This is a genomic window from Edaphobacter sp. 12200R-103 (genome assembly GCF_010093025.1).
Classification (GTDB): domain Bacteria; phylum Acidobacteriota; class Terriglobia; order Terriglobales; family Acidobacteriaceae; genus Edaphobacter.
The window spans coordinates 3,178,842-3,194,498 of sequence record NZ_CP048114.1 but is presented as its reverse complement, the minus strand read 5'-3'; the positions used below and the strand labels follow the sequence as shown (position 1 = coordinate 3,194,498).

General features: G+C 59.7%; 14 protein-coding genes. 9 read left to right on the top strand and 5 right to left on the bottom strand.

Annotation, left to right across the window (positions count from 1 at the left end):
* Positions 1 to 44: 44 nt before the first annotated feature.
* Positions 45 to 740, bottom strand: coding sequence for a thioredoxin domain-containing protein (locus GWR55_RS13315; protein WP_238398402.1), 696 nt, complete (start codon positions 738 to 740; stop codon positions 45 to 47).
* Between the two features lie 160 nt (positions 741 to 900).
* On the opposite strand from GWR55_RS13315, the gene GWR55_RS13310 reads away from it, so the two are divergent.
* The 6 genes from GWR55_RS13310 to GWR55_RS13285 all read left to right on the top strand — a co-directional run bounded on the left by GWR55_RS13310 (position 901) and on the right by GWR55_RS13285 (position 7,258).
* The gene (locus GWR55_RS13310) at positions 901 to 2,355 is read left to right on the top strand and encodes a TolC family protein (protein WP_162402693.1); all 1,455 of its coding nucleotides are present in this window, start codon (positions 901 to 903) and stop codon (positions 2,353 to 2,355) included.
* A 207-nt stretch (positions 2,356 to 2,562) separates the two neighbouring features.
* Positions 2,563 to 3,378 carry a polysaccharide deacetylase family protein gene (locus GWR55_RS13305; protein ID WP_238398401.1) on the top strand — a complete coding sequence of 272 codons (816 nt, stop codon included), beginning with the start codon at positions 2,563 to 2,565 and terminating at the stop codon, positions 3,376 to 3,378.
* A 48-nt stretch (positions 3,379 to 3,426) separates the two neighbouring features.
* A complete protein-coding gene (locus GWR55_RS13300; protein WP_162402692.1) occupies positions 3,427 to 4,458 on the top strand; it encodes an SAM-dependent methyltransferase in 1,032 nt (343 codons plus the stop codon).
* Between the two features lie 166 nt (positions 4,459 to 4,624).
* Positions 4,625 to 5,206: a TetR/AcrR family transcriptional regulator gene (locus tag GWR55_RS13295; protein ID WP_162402691.1), complete on the top strand. Its 582-nt coding sequence runs from the start codon at positions 4,625 to 4,627 to the stop codon at positions 5,204 to 5,206.
* 77 nt (positions 5,207 to 5,283) lie between these two features.
* Positions 5,284 to 5,868, top strand: a complete 585-nt coding sequence (locus GWR55_RS13290; RefSeq protein ID WP_162402690.1) for a hypothetical protein — start codon at positions 5,284 to 5,286, stop codon at positions 5,866 to 5,868.
* A gap of 331 nt (positions 5,869 to 6,199) precedes the next feature.
* Positions 6,200 to 7,258 carry a hypothetical protein gene (locus GWR55_RS13285; RefSeq protein WP_238398400.1) on the top strand — a complete coding sequence of 353 codons (1,059 nt, stop codon included), beginning with the start codon at positions 6,200 to 6,202 and terminating at the stop codon, positions 7,256 to 7,258.
* 131 nt (positions 7,259 to 7,389) lie between these two features.
* Here the strand turns inward: GWR55_RS13285 and GWR55_RS13280 are convergent, their stop codons facing one another.
* The 4 genes from GWR55_RS13280 to GWR55_RS13265 form a co-directional block, all read right to left on the bottom strand.
* Positions 7,390 to 9,111 (bottom strand): diguanylate cyclase, encoded by a 1,722-nt coding sequence (locus tag GWR55_RS13280; RefSeq protein WP_162402689.1) that lies wholly within the window; start codon positions 9,109 to 9,111, stop codon positions 7,390 to 7,392.
* A 320-nt stretch (positions 9,112 to 9,431) separates the two neighbouring features.
* Entirely contained in the window at positions 9,432 to 9,812 is a 381-nt protein-coding gene (locus tag GWR55_RS13275; RefSeq protein WP_238398399.1) for a DUF3037 domain-containing protein, read from the bottom strand.
* Positions 9,796 to 10,581: a HipA family kinase gene (locus GWR55_RS13270; protein ID WP_162402687.1), complete on the bottom strand. Its 786-nt coding sequence runs from the start codon at positions 10,579 to 10,581 to the stop codon at positions 9,796 to 9,798. Before GWR55_RS13270 ends, GWR55_RS13275 begins: the two co-directional genes overlap by 17 nt.
* Positions 10,582 to 10,879: 298 nt before the next feature.
* Positions 10,880 to 12,940: a M3 family metallopeptidase gene (locus tag GWR55_RS13265; protein WP_162402686.1), complete on the bottom strand. Its 2,061-nt coding sequence runs from the start codon at positions 12,938 to 12,940 to the stop codon at positions 10,880 to 10,882.
* Between the two features lie 106 nt (positions 12,941 to 13,046).
* Here GWR55_RS13265 and GWR55_RS13260 point away from each other — a divergent pair, with 106 nt between their 5' ends.
* From GWR55_RS13260 to GWR55_RS13250, 3 genes are all read left to right on the top strand, one after another.
* A complete protein-coding gene (locus GWR55_RS13260; RefSeq protein WP_162402685.1) occupies positions 13,047 to 13,547 on the top strand; it encodes a heme-degrading domain-containing protein in 501 nt (166 codons plus the stop codon).
* Positions 13,548 to 13,851: 304 nt separating this feature from the next.
* Positions 13,852 to 14,445, top strand: a complete 594-nt coding sequence (locus tag GWR55_RS13255; protein ID WP_238398398.1) for a DUF1080 domain-containing protein — start codon at positions 13,852 to 13,854, stop codon at positions 14,443 to 14,445.
* Between the two features lie 105 nt (positions 14,446 to 14,550).
* The gene (locus GWR55_RS13250) at positions 14,551 to 15,225 is read left to right on the top strand and encodes a Bax inhibitor-1 family protein (RefSeq protein WP_238398397.1); all 675 of its coding nucleotides are present in this window, start codon (positions 14,551 to 14,553) and stop codon (positions 15,223 to 15,225) included.
* Positions 15,226 to 15,657: the final 432 nt, after the last annotated feature.

Sequence of the window (15,657 nt, the reverse complement as noted above, 5' to 3'; positions counted from 1 at the left end):
GCCGGAACGCGAGGGCGTTCCGGCTTTCTATCTGTTGAAGGAATTTAGCGCTGCGGGGTCGAGGCGTGCCGCAGCTTGGAGTTTGCGGCGGTCTTGCCGGGAGTGCTCTGGGCGACCTGCGACTGCATGTTGTCGATGGTGGCATAGAGCTGATTCACATCGGTGACCTGGACCCAGTTCTTCTGGCTCACGACCCAGATGGTCGGGGTCTGCGAGATTCCGACGCGCTCACCGAGCGTGTAGTCAGCCTGAACCTCGGCGGCGAAACGCCCGGAGGGATCGATCACGAAGGGCTCGTTGAGCTTGTGTTGCTGAAAGAACCGGCGGGTGAAGGCTGCGAGATCGTCCTTGGAGGCGATGGAGGTCTGGGCGGCAAACGTCGCGCCACGGAACTCATCGGCCACTTGTGGCGAAACTTTGTCCTGGAGGTAGCGGGCGGTGATGGCGGCGTCGCGGCTCCAGATGTGCATCCGCAGAGGGAAGTCGTAGCGGACGATGGGAATGTGGTAGCGTTCGGCCGCGGCGTGCACGATGGGGTAGGCGTGGGCACAGGCCGGGCACTCGAGATCCTCAAACTTGATGATGGCCACCTTGGCTCCGGCTGGCGGCTTGAGCATGGAGGTGTCTTTAAAGGAGTTGCCCGTATTCGGAGGGGCGGAGTACTGGGCCGCTGCGGGAAGGCACAGGCCAGCGAGCAGGGTGGCGGCGACAAGGATGCGGTTCATGACGTTTGGACGCATAAGGCCTTTGTTTGTACTTGTATTTTAGACGACGGCGGGACGGTGCTCCGGATTTTGCCTTCGATTTTCGCAACCCCGCCCCCTGCGGGGTAATCTAACCCAGATGAAATACAGACGTTTGACGGTCGATCTCTGAAAGAAAGTGGAGCTGCGTCTCTCGATGATAAGGAAGTTTCTGCCGGTTGCGGCCGCATGCCTGGGGTTTGCGGCGGCTGCCCTGGCCCAGCAGTCGAAGCCGGAAGAGCTTCCCACAGCACCTGAACCGCAGCTTACGGCGAAAGCAGCTCCCGTAACGACGCTGGCGGGCGGCGTGGTGGTGGAGCGCGCGGGTTCGCAGCCGCTGGAACTAAGCATCGACGACGCCATTGCGCACGGGCTCCAGCATAACGTCCGCATTCTTCTGCAGCTTCAGAACCAGCGCTCCGTGCACGGCCAGGTCCTTCAGGTCAAAAATAACCTGCTGCCCAGCATGTCCGCGCAGGCCAGCACGTCGACCCAGGAGATCAACCTGGCGGCGATGGGATTCAATCCTTCGTCCATCCATATCCCCGGGTTTACGGGAACGTTCCCGGAAATCGTTAAGGTCGATGTGACCTCGGCCCAGTTGAATGTGAATCAGCAGCTTTTCAACGTTCCGGCCTACTTTCTGTACCGGGCGGCGCAGCGGGCCGACGATGTGGCCTCGTGGACGATGCTGAATGAGCGCGGGACGGTGGCGCTGGACGTGGCGACCCGATATCTGCGCGCGCTGGCCGATTCAGCGGAGATCGACAATGCACGCGCGCTGCTGAAGGCAGACCAGGTGGCATTCGACCAGGCGAAGGCCTCGCACGATGCCGGGGTGGGAACACATCTCGACGTGCTGCGGGCGCAGGTCCAGCTGCAGACCCAGCAGCAGGCGCTGATCAACGACGAGAACACGTTCGCCAAGGACAAGATTGCGCTGAACCGGCTGATGGGGATGCCTGCGGAGCAGGAACTGGTGCTCACCGACAAGGCTCCCTATGCGGAGTTTGCGGCGCTTCCGCTGGACCAGGCGATGACGCTGGCGTTTGAGCGCCGCAAGGACCTTCGCAGCCTGGAATCGCAGGTGGAGGTCGCCGACCGCACCCTGAAGGCGGTGAAGTATGAGCGGCTGCCTTCGCTGTCGTTTGGGGGATACTACGGCGTGATCGGCGAGACGCACGGGCTCTACCACGGTGTCTTTACGGCGATGGGAAAACTATCGTTCCCGATCTTCCAGGAGGGCCAGCTTCGCGGCGAGCGCGAGGTGGCCACAGCGCAGATGAACGGGCTGCGGCAGCAGGTTCAGAGCCTGCGGGTCACGATCGAGCAGCAGATTCGCTCGGCGATGCTGGACGTCGAGGCGGCGGATGAACAGGTGAAGGTGGCGCGCAGCAATGTGGGGCTGGCCGCCCAGGCGCTCGACGACGCTACGGATCGCTATACCGCTGGAGTCGATGACAATCTGCCGGTGGTGCAGGCGCAGGCTTCGCTGGCAGCAGCGCAGTCACGGCTGGTGGAGACGCTTTACCAGTACAACCAGGCCAAGCTGATGCTGGCGCGGAATACAGGCGTGGTGGAGACGCAGTACAGGGCTTACCTGGGGCGATAACGGAAGGCGAGTCTCCGTTTTGTCAGGCACATCGGATTCGAGAGGGCTGAGTGCGTTCGGGATTCTCAGTATCGCGAACAGACAGCAGATCCTTCGACTGCGCTTCTCGCGATGAAGCTGCGAGAAGCTTCGCTCAGGATGACACTCTTTTAAAAATTCTCTGCGGTTGAAGCTGAACACCATAACGAGGCGGGCGACGCTCCATTGGTGAGATCATGGCCTGGTGGCTGGACAGAGGAGGATTGGTCCCGCAAAGGAGATACGAAGCTGCTGGACGTCGTCACAGGAAGCGCATTTGGGGCAGCGGGGATGGGCGCTGCGATGGGAATCGCTACGGGAGTAGCCGGGGGGGTGGTGTGGGCTGCGCTCTCGCCGGAGTCGCAGTTATTTGGCAGGACCCTGGTCGCGCTTCGTCATCCGACAGAGATCGCCCTGACTTTTGACGATGGGCCGAATCCGAAGGTGACGCCTCAGTTGCTGGAGGTCCTGTCACGGGCAAATGTGAAGGCGACCTTCTTTTTGATCGGCGGATTTGTGAAGCAGTGTCCCGGGCTGGTGCGTGAGATCGCCGCGGCCGGTCACCTGGTGGGGAATCACACGATGACGCATCCGTGGCTGGCGTGGCAGAGCAAAAGCAGAATCCGCGAGGAGCTGAGCGGAGCCAGCGCGGCGATTGAGGATGTGCTGGGAACCCCAGTGCAGTTCTTTCGTGCGCCTCATGGAGCACGCCGACCGGCGGTGCTGCGCATTGTGCATGAGCTGGGGATGATTCCCGTGCAGTGGAACGTGATCTGCAACGACTGGAGCCCGATCGGCGTGGACGGAATTATGAGGCGCGCGACGCAGGGCGTGGAGCAGAATCGCATTCGCGGCTTTGGGACGAATCTCGTCCTGCACGACGGCGGCCACACCGGGCTGGGCGCCGACCGCATGGATACGGTGCGCGTGACCGAGCGCCTGCTGGAGCGATATGCGGAGATGAAGTTTGTCCGGGTAGATGCCTGGGTGGATGGAGCGGCTTAGACACTTCGGCATCGCGGCGCGTAGTTGCATCTGGCTATACTTTTTCTCATGATCGCTGCGGGCACCCAAAGCAACATTGAAGAGGAGTTGCCATCCCGTACTTCCATTCTTGTCGCGGCGGTGCGAGCCTTTGGTTCTCGCGAACCCGACGAGAATGTCCGCAATCCGGATTCGATGGCCGATCTCCTCATTGGACCGTCTGAATTAGCCCTTATCAGCGACCATGCGGTCAGCACAGCTCTGACGCAGGACTACAGAGAAGCCAGCCAGAACCCTGCGATTGTGCTATTTGCGGGACTGATGCTTTGTCGAACCCGCTTTATCGATGAGTCGTTAGAGCGGGCAGTCAAGAAGGGTGCGACGCAAGTGGTCATTCTCGGCGCCGGCTTCGATACTCGTGCTTATCGTTTTGGCGAACTCTTGAAACACTGCAGGGTCATTGAAGTCGATGCTATGCCGACACAGACCTATAAGAAGCGCCGTGTACGGGAGGTCTTGCAGGATCTTCCGAAGAATTTGACTTATTGCGCGATCGACTTCGCCAAAGACGATTTGATGCATGGTTTGCACCGGGTTGGCTTTAAGCGGGACGAGAAGACGTTGTACATCTGGGAGGGTGTTTGCATGTATCTGCCCGAGAGCAGTGTCCGGAAGATGCTCCAGACAATCGCATTGCATTCCACTTCCGGCAGCACGCTTGTATTGGATTACGCGAATAGTGTGGGAATCGAACTGGGAAAGTTCACGCCGAATAGTGCGGGCGGAATTCCCACATCGTGGGCGGAGCCGTGGATCTTTGGAGTGCCGGGGGCAAATGGCTCCGAGTTTTTCCGTGAACTCGGCTTCGACCCAGGAGTGCCGGTTCCCGCATACAGTCCGGAAATGGTCCGACGTTATGGAACGCGTCAGGATGGTACAAGCTACGCCGCACATGTGTTTGAACAACTGCAGAGGCAAGCGCCAACCCCGCCAGAGGTTCCGCCAATTGGTCTCCTCGAAGCCCAAAAAGCAGTAACAGCGGCAGGGGGTGTCTACTGGTTCACTGAGCTGACTGTTATGAGTAAGCCGCTAGAGAGCTAGATAAATCAGTAACCTGTTCCCAGCCCTCTTCTCGGTCTCGATTCAGGCAAAATCACCAGTGTGCATTTCGGATGAGTACTATCGTCCTCTCCATGTGTTCTTTGCAGAATTACGAAAAATGAACTAAATTTTGCAACCGAACCGACTAGTTGGTAGTCTACTTTGCATGCAGGTAGATACAGCAGAACGGATTCTGAAGACAGCAGAAGCTCTGATGATCGAACGAGGTTATTCGGCCTTCAGCTATGCCGACATTGCCGAAGCGGTCGCGATCAGGAAGCCGAGCATTCATCATCACTTCCCGACGAAGGCCGGACTGGCTGCGGCCGTTCTGAAGGCGCATCGCGAAAAGCTGGTTGAAGGCACCGGACAACTGGACCTGCAGATCAGAGATCCCTGGAAACGCCTTCGGGCCTACGTCCAGTACTGGGAGGGGTGTATCCGGGGACGAACGGTTCCGTTCTGCGTTGCTGCGCTGATGGGAGCGGAGCTTCCCTCCTTGCCGGAGGAGGTGCAGGTCGAGGTACGTCTGTATTTCAGCGCATTGAGTGAATGGCTGGAGCGCACCCTGAGAGCGGGTGTGGGGGCGGGTGTCATTGTCCTGGAAGATTCAGCCGCAGCGGAAGCTCAGACGCTGATGGCGGTGGTGCATGGTGCGATGCTTTCTGCGCGAGCGACTGGCAACTGTGAGGTCTTCCAGACGGTGACGGCGGCAGCACTCAAGCGTATCGCTGCAGCAAACTTCTAAAACCGTGGAGGCTGATGTCTGGTCTCCTTTTCTTGTCGAAATAAACTACCAACTAGAAGATAGATAGGTGAAGTCTTATGAAAACCAATTTCTTTGATTCGGCCCGCTCCCTGCGGAATCTGTATCTCGTTCGAACGGTCTTCCAGGTGATCTGGGCTGCTGGAGTACTTTCGACCGCGCTAACGCAGCCACGGGTAGCGGCTGTCCTGCTGATTCTGTACCCGCTATGGGACGTTGCCTGCACGGTTTACGATCTCAGGACTTCGAACCCCACTGCGAGCGCACGGACTTCGCAGGTCATCAATGCAGTCCTGGGGATCGCGACAGCATTGGGAATAGCGCTCACGGTCTTTCACCAGCCTGCATACTCGATCGCAGTCTTCGGTGCATGGGCTCTCGGCGCTGGCCTGTTGCAGCTGGTTGCGGGACTCATCCGGCGCAAGCAGCTTGGCGGACAATGGGCGATGATCCTGAGCGGGGCCCAATCTACTGCAGCCGGCATCGCGTTTGTGTTTGGCGGGCTTAGCGGGAAGCTGCATGCGAAAGATATGGGAGGGTATGCCATCTTCGGCGCGATTTACTTCCTGATTGGAGGGATTCTGCTTAGCCGAAGGCTTTCGCATATCACTACAGCCCAGGGAGGCGGGCTGGTCGCGCGTTGACTTGTTGTTCATTGCGGCGCGCCCAGGGCGGTGTCATCAGACCGTCTTGTCTCTGGTATGAGGAATATCTCTAGAAGTGTCATTCGGCCAAAGTCCTTTCGCTGCTTTACCGGTGAGAGACGCAGTGGAGAGGTCTGCTATGTCTACCGAATTTGTGGCAGTACGGGAACACAGCAGATTCCTCCACTCCGCGCTCAAGCGCTCCGGTCGGAATGACACCTCAAAAAAGGGTTTCGAGGGCGTGCGGCGATTTTGCAAATTTGTGACGGCGGCGTGATTGAATGTTCAGGTCGGTCATGTGTCCATTTTTGAGTGGCGGGAAGGTTTTGTTATGAGGCTGAGGGCGGTTGGGCGGATTGCGCAGGTTGCGGCAGTGATTCTGGTTTCGTCGTTGGCGATGGCGCAGGGGCCGGATCTCAACTTTCTGAATCACAATGAGCCGATTCTGGATGCGCACAACTGCTATCCGTACCAGGGGAAGTGGAACGACCGGGTGGAGCGGGCGCTGAACTCGGGGTTCCCGGTGTCGATTGAGCAGGATCTGGCTTGGTATGTGGATCCGGCCACGGGCAAAGGGAGAGTTGTCGTCTCGCATACGCCGCATCCGACGGGCGAGGAGCCGACGCTCGAGGACTACTTCTTCAAGCAGGTAAGCCCGGTGATCGAGAAGGCGATTGCCGAGAACCATCGCGACCGCTGGCCGCTGGTGGTGCTGCACTTCGACTTCAAGGACAACCAGAAGCCCTTGCTGGAGGCAGTATGGAAGGTGCTGGGGCAGCATGAGGAGTGGCTTTCGACGGCGGTAAAGACGAGCGATCCGGCGAAGCTTTCGCCGATGGAGCGCAAGCCGATCCTGGTGGTGACGGAAGAGGCGGACGAGCAACAGAAGGTGTTTTACGACGATGTGCCGGTAGGCGGGAAGCTGCGGCTGTTCGGGTCGGCCCATACGCATCCGGTCCCGAAGGGGATGACGAAGGAGCAGGCGAATCACTGGCTCGTGACGGTAAGTCCGCAGGAGCTGGTGAATGAGAAGCCTACCAACTACCGACGGTGGTGGAACGGCACGTGGTACCAGGTGGAGGAAGGCGGCGAGCCGAAGGCAGGGGAATGGACCGCGGCTGATAACCAGAGGTTGCATGCGCTGGTGGACTATGCGCATCAGAGGGGTTTCTGGGTGCGGTTCTATGCGCTGGACGGCTTTGCGCCTTCAGAAGATCAGGGCTGGGGGATGAGCTATAACTTCGGCTCACATGAGGCCGTGGAGAAGCGATGGAAGGCGGCGATTGCTGCGGGAGTGAACTTTATCGCGACCAATCAGTATGAAGATCTGGCGAAGTATCTGAAGCAGAACTCGCAGGACCTGCGGCCGGGAGTTGCGGGGAAGAAGTAGGAGTCGAGGAGAGCCGTGCGACCTTTGAACCTTCGGTCGATCCTTCGGCTCCGTTTGCCGCAAAAACGCAGCAAACTCCGCTCAGGATGACACTCCTCCCGAGATCAGAGTGACGCTTCTTCAGCGTGTTGCTAACCGATCGACAGGGAGAGGTCTTCCGGCGATGCCTGCGCCTGGGAATCGTTGAGATTCATCACGACGCGATTGCGGCCCTCGTGTTTGGCCCGATAGAGGGCAGCGTCGGCGTGGCGCAGGAGAAGCTCCGAGGAGCTTCCGTCATGGGGGAAGATGGCGACTCCAACGGAGATGGTCACGCTGTTGTAGAGAATGTTGTCGGCATGGGTTCGCAGGTCGGCGACGGCCTGGCGGATGACCTCTGCGCGCTGCCAGGCGTTCTCGGGCGTGATGTCCGGAAGGATGATGGTGAACTCTTCGCCGCCGTAGCGGCAGGCGAGGTCCTCGGTTCTTGTCTTATCGAGGAAGACACGGGCGACCTCCTTGAGGACGGCGTCTCCAGCTGCATGGCCGAACTGGTCGTTGAGCCGCTTGAAGTGGTCGACGTCGATCATGAGGACGGCCAGCGTACTCTTGCGGCGGACGGCGCGTGCAAGCTCGCGTTCGAGGGCAATCTCAAGGAAGTGACGGTTGAAGAGGTTGGTCAGGCCGTCGCGGGCAGACTGGTGCTCGAGCTTCTGACGCATCTGGAGCGAAGCGAGCGCCATCGCGGTGAGCTGGAGGAGCTGCTGCACGCCTGCCATGCGGCTCTCCACCATCTTCTGGACGGCCTCATCGGGAGACTCGATAAAGATGACTCCAATGGTCTGGCCGTGGGCGGCGAGGGGGAGGCAGAGATAACGCTCCGGAGTTTCGCCGATGAAGTGGTTGCAGTGGATCTGCGAGGCCGAAGGGCTGTACCAGCGAAGGTGTCCACTGCGAAGGCCGCAGCAGGTATCGGGAGGAAAGATCTCTGCGACCAGCGGAGGGGCCTGATTGGCGCTCCAGCTTGCCATGGCTTCAACCATGTTGCGAGAGCTGTTGATCATGCAGATGGAGCCGTTGGAGCCTGGGAGCAGCTCGGAGAAGCGTGAGGCGGCGGATTGATGGACCTGCTTTTCGTCGGTGCAGAGTTGCAGGTCGTCGCGGGCGATGGCGAGGATCTGAGAATCGCGGGCGTAATCCTGAAGGGTCTGCAGACTCTGGTTGAGCTCGCGGTTGGTCTCTTCGGACGCCATTGCGACTCGATTGCGCAGGATTGCATCGCGCAGGAGGATGCCAAAGAGGGTGCAGAGCAGGAGAAAACAGATCAGGCCGATCATGATCTCGGTCACCACAGAGATCTGAGATCGCTGGCGGGTAGCTTCGCTGCGATTCAGCAGGATCTCCCTCTCCTCGTTGGACATGAGGGAAAGAACATGACGGCAGCGTAAGAGCTGAGCATTGACAGATTCCGCTTCAGGATGGGGATTGGCGAGAGCTTTGATGAGCGTTACGGAACAGATGTCCAGAGCCTCGAGATTAGGAGCCTGGTGGGGGTTATCGGCGATGAGGCTCTTAAGGTGACTGACGCTGGTGTGAAGCTGAACGGCGAGCTGACGGCTGGTTTCCAGCTGGTCTTCATCCTGGGAAAGACGATAGAGACGGCCTTCGAGCTCGATTCGCTGCACCAGGGAGGATGAGCTCTGCAGGGCAAGCTGAACTTCCTGGGTATGCTGGACCCATTTGCCGGCTGAGGCAAGGCTCTGGGTATTGCGAAAGAGGAAGAAGCAACCTCCGGCAGTGAACAGGATGCATCCCACGGCTGCCAGAAGAATGAGCCGGATGCTTGTGCCTGAGGTGGAAGAGGTTGTTGCCATGCTGGGGACCAGGTCCTTGTTCCTGAGAGGGATTGTGAGGCTCGCAGCCTTCTGACCTGGGAGAGGGGATGGATGAGCGATGCCGGTTCCGGTCCTGGTGCCGGAGAGAACGTGTAATAGGAAGACTTTATGCCTGTTGTAAGTGTGCGCGTATCCCACTTACAGGGAATCCGATGGGGAACTTACGTGGAATCTCGTGGAGGCAATTTCAATCCTGCTGGAGTGTGCGTGGAGAAGCGGATCCCTCCGCTTCGGCTGCGCCTTCGGTCGGGATGACACTTTGTTGGGGGACGGCTCCCGTGGGATTCCATTGAAAGGACTCAATCCAGCAAACGGCTTGCCAGCTCTCCGAGCATGCCTTCAGGGCGTTCTTCGCAGAGGCCGGTGTGGACGGGCGAAACCTGGATGATGGTGCTGCGTGGCGAGACGAGCCAGTGGAAACGCTCGCGTTGGGAGAGCTGCGCGATGGGGCCGGCGGTGGGATCACCGGCGGCGACGCGCGGAATGGCTTCGAGGTGGCGGCGGACGAGCTCGAGATCGATGGCGGGCCAGAGAGCTTTCAGACGGGCTTCGTCGATCCTGACGCGGGCTTCGAGAAATTTGTGTTCGAGGCAGAAGACGATGACGCCGGCGTTGATGAACTCGCCGCGCTCGACGCGAGGGACGACGCGAACGATGGCGTAATCAAAGGAGCTGGGCACGGGCACGTTCGGCCTCCTCTCGAAAGATCGCGGATGCTTTGAGTCGTCGCGCGAAGAAGTCGGCGTAGACCTCACGTTTTTGAGCGGCACTGATGCTTTCGTGATCGCGCAGCAGCCATTTGTCGGGAATCGCATCGAGGATGGCTGCGATCTTCTCCGGTGTAAGAAGAAGCCTGGCACGCTCCTCTGCCTCGGCCAGGGCCGAGGCCCATGGCAGCAGAATGTGATTGCGCGACTCGCGAAAGGGCGACTCGGCGCGGTCGAGCATCGATTCCCAGTCGTGGTGCACGTAGATGGCGGCGCCGTGGTCGATGAAGTACAACTCACGGTGCCAGCAGAGCAGGTTGGCGTTGCGCGGCGTGCGGTCGACGTTCATCGTGAAAGCATCGAACCATACGGCCATCGAAGCCGTTTGAGCATCAGCGATGTCGCCTGCGGCGGGGTCGAACATGGTGGAGCCGGGGAGATAGTCAAGCGCGAGATTGAGGCCGATGCTGGCCTTGAGAAGCTCGCGGATCTCCTGATCGGGCTCGTTGCGTCCGAGCGCGGCGTCGATCTCGATGAAGACAAGCTCAGGCACGTTGAGACCAAGCTCGCGGCCGATCTCGCCGGCGACGAGTTCTGCAACGAGAGCGAGCGGGCCCTGTCCTGCGCCGCGAAATTTCAGCACGTACAGGCCGAGATCATCGGCGGCGACGATGGCGGGGAGGCTGCCTCCTTCGCGAAGCGCGGTGACGTATTGCGTCGCTCGGACTGTGCGGAGCTGCATGGTTTCAGTGTAGCGGGTGGTGATGATTTAGGAATGATGCGGAATCGCCTCTCCACCCTGGTTTCATCCTGAGCGGAGCTTCTTGCGGTTTATCGCGCGAAGCGTAGTTGAAGGATCTGTGTTTCAGGATTTTTGCCGGGGCGAGCAAACCGCAGATCCTTCGACTACGCCCTTCGGGCTTCGCTCAGGATGACACTTCAGAGGGGAGAGGGGGAGGTGGAGGGGGAGAGAGAGGGGGAGAGAGAACAGGCGATGGGGAAGCACTCTCACTCTCGCCTGCCCGTAGGTCCCTATCCCGCTACTGGCCGGTGGCCGTTTGCGTAGCCTTGAACTCTTCGTTGATCCATGCCTTCAAGGCGTCCAGATTCTGTGATCGCCCGAGGAAGTCTTTCACCAGCTCGGTGGCGGGCTTGGTTGCTCCCGGTTCCAGCACGGTGCGGCGATAGCGCATCGCCGTCGGGCCATCGAGCAGGTGGGCGGGATCGAACTGCGAGAAGAAGTCGACCGCGATGACCTTATCGAGGACATAGGTGTAGTAGTTCGAAGAGTAGCCGGTCAGGTGCGTGAAGCTGGCGTACATGCGATTGCCGTCGACGAAGCTGAAGTGCGAGAAGCGCGCGGAGTCCTGGCGGAGCAGGTCATCGAAGTTGATCTGCCCCGGTGCGCGGTCGTGAACCTGCAGCGAGTAGGTCGAGTAAAAGAGTTGCGCCTGCACCCATCGTCCGCGTCCGTAGGCTCCGGCGGCGTTCATCTTCGCGATCAGAGCGGAGGGTATCGTCTCACCGGTCTTGTAGTGTTTCGCGAAGGATTGCAGGATTCCGGGGTCGCGGAACATCTCCTCGAGCATCTGCGAGGGTGCTTCTACGAAATCGCCCTCGACGTTGAAGCCGCCGGCGTTGGACCACTCGCCCTGGCCGCCGAGGATGTGGTGCATCAGGTGGCCGAACTCGTGGAAGAAGGTCACGACCTCGCTGTACTCCATCAGGCCGGGATCGCCGGGGACGCCGCCGGAGAAGTTGCAGATGAGGGCGCCTTCCGGAAGCTGACGCCCGCGAATGCCGGGAACGACCGGCGCGGAGGAGAACCACTTGTCCTTGCCGTCGCGCGGATGCATGTCGAGGTAGATTCGGCCCAGCTTCTTGTGATCGCTGGCAGTGTCGTCGTAGACGTCGAAGGTGGAGACGGACGGGTCCCATGTCTTCGCCTCGGGAACGGGACGGAACTGCACGTGGAAGAGCTTCGCGGCGGTGTGGAGGATTCCTGCCTGCACCTCATCGTAGGGAAAGTAAGGCCGCACGCTTTGCGCGTCGAAGTCGTACCTGGCGCGGCGATACTGCTCGGACCAGTAGTTGGCGTCGGCGGAGGAGATGTTCATGAGTCCGGGCTTCTGCTGCTTTGCAAAAGCGAGCAGGAGATCGTACTCCTTGTCGGATGCGCCTTTGGAGGCCTGATCGACGTCCGCGAGGAACTTGCGGAGATTGCTGGCGGAGCCCATCATCTGGTCGGCCATGGCGAGATCGGCAAAGGTCTTGTAGCCGAGAGTGGTTGCCAACTCCTGCCGGGCCTCGAGAACGCTCTTCAGGACGGCAACATTGGCAGGATAGGCGCGCTGGTTGTAGGCCAGGTACATCTTCATGCGCAGTCCAGGGTCGGCCGCGAAGTTCAGTACCGGAGTGCTGTCGGGAGAGTCGGTCGTCAGGGTGTAGGTCCCATCGGCGGCGGCCTTGTGGCGGGCGATGTAATCCTCGGGCAGGCCCTTGAGCTCGTTGCTCGTAGCCTTGACGGTCAGCTTGCCGTCGGCGACGTTGCGCCCGAAGACCAGGCTGGCATCGGTGATCTTGTCCTGCAGTTTGCGGATCTTTGCGCGGGTCGCTTCGTCCTTGTCGACACCGGCGAGACGGTACTCCAGCAGGGCGCGCTCGATGTAGTGGCGGGTTGCTGGATCGTTTGTGGGCAACGGGACTGCGGCCAGCGCCCGATAGACATCCTGGTTCAGGTTGAGGTCGGTGGCAGCGGAGGAGACCTTCGCAACAAGCTCCTGTCCCTTGTCGCGCAGCGGGGCGGAGTCGCCGACCGAGTACATCAGGTAGGCCTCGTTGCCGGCCAGCGCAAGCTCGTTGAGGGCATCGTCGTAGGGCCGGACGGTGTTGGCGACGGTGCGTTCACCATGAACGGCGACCAGCTTGTCGATATCGGCCTTCTCTGCAGCGAGCCGGGCGTTCACCCAGGCTTCCAGCCTCGCCGGGCTGGCGCCTCCGGTCCAGGCATGCAGCGGATCCTGTGCGCCTGCGGCAGCAGAGACGAGCGCGAACGCGATGCAGGCAGCGTACCGGATCGAGCGAATCGGAAGGGACGTCATGAAGCCTCCTCAAAGGGACGACAAGCGAAAGCAAACAACGATAGAGTTGTAGGCGTTGCATCCTTGTTAACGCAAACGTGTTGTCTTCAAGATAAAGGATTTCTTCATGGCCTCATCTGCAGATCTTGCCCGCGTGATTCACCAGGAGACGGAGCTTCGCCTTCCCCAGTTCAACCATGAGGATGCGTGGAATCTCGGGGTGCTGCTGCGCGATCTCGCCATCGCCCGCAGGCATACGCTTGTCATCGACATTCGCCGCTTCGGCCAGCCCATTCAACCACTGTTCTACGCGGCCCTTGAGGGGACGACGCCGGACAACGCCCGTTGGGTGCAGCGAAAGGCCAATGTGGTGGGGCGGTTCCATCGCAGCTCCTATCAGGTAGGGCTGTATCTTGCGCAGAGCAATGTCTCGTTCCGCGAGAAGTATGCGCTGGAGGACGCCGACTACGCGGCGCATGGCGGCAGCTTTCCGCTGCATGTTGTTAATACAGGTGTGATTGGGGCGGTGACGGTGTCGGGACTGCCGCAGCGGGAGGATCACAACCTGGTGGTAGAGGCACTGTGCCGTTTTCTGGGGCGTGATCCGGCGGAGCTGCGGCTTCCTTAAAGGAATCCACAAGATAGACGGCACATAGACAGCCGTCGGGTGAGTTTCCCCCCCAATACTCTCCCGTGAGTGTCATCCTGAGCGAAGCGCGTCAGCGCGGAGCCGAAGGATCTGCGGTTAGGGATGGTGGCTGAGGCAAACAAGCCGCAGATCCTTCGACTCCGCTTCTCGCGATAAGGCTGCGAGAAGCTTCGCTCAGGATGACACATTCGTGGAGTCTGCAAAAAATCACCGCAAATCACCGTGATATGCCCTATGGATCGTAATGGTGGTTGGAAGCATAGATGTACGCTGATCGCCTGAGGTGCCGGCACCGGAACCGCAGGATTTCTACGATCTGCAAGTAAGGCCGCGACCCTTTACGAGGATCGGCGGCGAAGAGGGCGGCAACGCCGGCGACATCATCACCACGCGCAAGTACGCCAACTTCGAGCTGAAGGTTGATTTCCGCCTTACCCCCGGAGCCAACAGCGGCATCAAGTACTTCGTCGATCCCAACCTGAACAAGGGACCCGGCTCGGCCATCGGATTCGAGTACCAGATCCTCGATGACGCTGTGCATCCGGACGCAAAGAAGGGCGTCAACGGCGACCGCACCCTGGCCTCGCTCTACGACCTCATTCCCGCCGCTTCCACCAAACCCACCCGGCCCATCGGCGAATGGAATACGGCGCGCATCGTCGTCCACGGAGCCCACGGCGAGCACTGGCTCAATGGCGTCAAAGTGGTCGAGTATGACCGCTTCACCCCGCACTTCCGCAAGCTGGTGGCTGCCAGCAAGTATCACATCTGGCCCAACTTCGGCGAGGCCCATGACGGCTACATCCTCCTGCAGGATCACGGCTTCCCGGTCTCGTTCCGCAACATCAAAATCCGCGAGCTTCCGCCCGAGAAGTAAAGCTGCTTCCGATCGTAGCTTTCACCCTTCTGATCTCAATGCTTTACCTGGGCCACGCATGACAAATCGGCCGCAAAAGCGTCCAATAAGTGTTGGAGTAAACCTATGCCAATGAACGACTATCGCATGAGCGAGTACGGAAGCTACCCCACCATCATCGACGCCCCGCGCGAGGAGACCACCTCGCTGCTGGCCAAGGTGCTGGGGATCACCGCGCTCGGCTTCTTCGTCACTGCCTTCGGTGTAGTCACCGCGCCGCCCTGGGGGACCTTCATCGGCTTCATCGCCGTCCTGGGACTCGTCTTCGCCATCAGTTTTGCGAAGAAAGCCAACCCCACCGTCGCCCTCGGACTCTTCCTCGTGCTGGCCTACTTTATGGGCTGGGAGATTGGCCCGCTCATCCAGCGCTATATCCATGCCTTCGGCAGCAGCCTGGTCTTCAACGCCGCGGCTACCACCGGTGCCGGAATGGCCGTGATGGGCTGCATCGCCTATCTGTTCAACATCAACTACCGCCGCATCGCCGGCATCGGCATGGCCGCGCTGCTGCTGCTCATCATCGCGGGCATCGCCAGCATGTTCTTCCACTTCATGTCGCCGAACACCTACTCCTGGCTGACACTGGGCATCTTTACGCTGCTCACGGTGGGTGACTTCGCCCGCATCCGCGCAGGCGGCGCGGGAGCCTCGGCGGTCGTGCTGGCGCTCTCCATCTATCTCGACGGCATCAACATCTTCCTCGCCGTCCTGCAGTTGATGGGCGGACGCCGCAGAGACTAACCGAAGATTCGCAACAAAACGAACGGCAGCGGGATCAACACCCGCTGCCGTTCCTCTTTTTCAGCCACGGAACCTCTGATGAATTCCAGTTTTGTTTCTGATAAATTCCGTTTTTGTCGATGAATCCGTTTTGTCGATGAATCCTGTTTTTGTTCTGTTTGATGAATTCCAGCCTTGTTTCTGATGAACTCCGATTTCGTTCTGATGCAATTCCGTTTTGTTAAGGGCACGGCTTCAGCCGTGCCGCAAGTGATCTGCTTGCAATGCGGCTTTAGCCGCTGAGGGAATGAGGCTTAGCAGCAGAAGCGGCATGGATTTCCTGTCAACCCCGCTCTTCCCGCAACTGACTCACTTCAAACCAGGAAACCGCCACACAAATCTGCCGATCAATCAGATTCCGATTGTTATCCTTAAAAAATAGCGGTAGATTGT

Excerpts from the sequence above, each read along its gene's own strand:
- GWR55_RS13250 (WP_238398397.1), top strand. The coding sequence starts at position 14,551 with ATGCCAATGAACGACTATCGCATGAGCGAGTACGGAAGCTACCCCACC.
- GWR55_RS13265 (WP_162402686.1), bottom strand. The coding sequence starts at position 12,940 with ATGACGTCCCTTCCGATTCGCTCGATCCGGTACGCTGCCTGCATCGCG.
- GWR55_RS13315 (WP_238398402.1), bottom strand. The coding sequence starts at position 740 with ATGCGTCCAAACGTCATGAACCGCATCCTTGTCGCCGCCACCCTGCTC.
- GWR55_RS13270 (WP_162402687.1), bottom strand. The coding sequence starts at position 10,581 with ATGCAGCTCCGCACAGTCCGAGCGACGCAATACGTCACCGCGCTTCGC.
- GWR55_RS13280 (WP_162402689.1), bottom strand. The coding sequence starts at position 9,111 with ATGGCAACAACCTCTTCCACCTCAGGCACAAGCATCCGGCTCATTCTT.
- GWR55_RS13285 (WP_238398400.1), top strand. The coding sequence starts at position 6,200 with ATGAGGCTGAGGGCGGTTGGGCGGATTGCGCAGGTTGCGGCAGTGATT.
- GWR55_RS13310 (WP_162402693.1), top strand. The coding sequence starts at position 901 with ATGATAAGGAAGTTTCTGCCGGTTGCGGCCGCATGCCTGGGGTTTGCG.
- GWR55_RS13290 (WP_162402690.1), top strand. The coding sequence starts at position 5,284 with ATGAAAACCAATTTCTTTGATTCGGCCCGCTCCCTGCGGAATCTGTAT.
- GWR55_RS13260 (WP_162402685.1), top strand. The coding sequence starts at position 13,047 with ATGGCCTCATCTGCAGATCTTGCCCGCGTGATTCACCAGGAGACGGAG.
- GWR55_RS13295 (WP_162402691.1), top strand. The coding sequence starts at position 4,625 with ATGCAGGTAGATACAGCAGAACGGATTCTGAAGACAGCAGAAGCTCTG.
- GWR55_RS13300 (WP_162402692.1), top strand. The coding sequence starts at position 3,427 with ATGATCGCTGCGGGCACCCAAAGCAACATTGAAGAGGAGTTGCCATCC.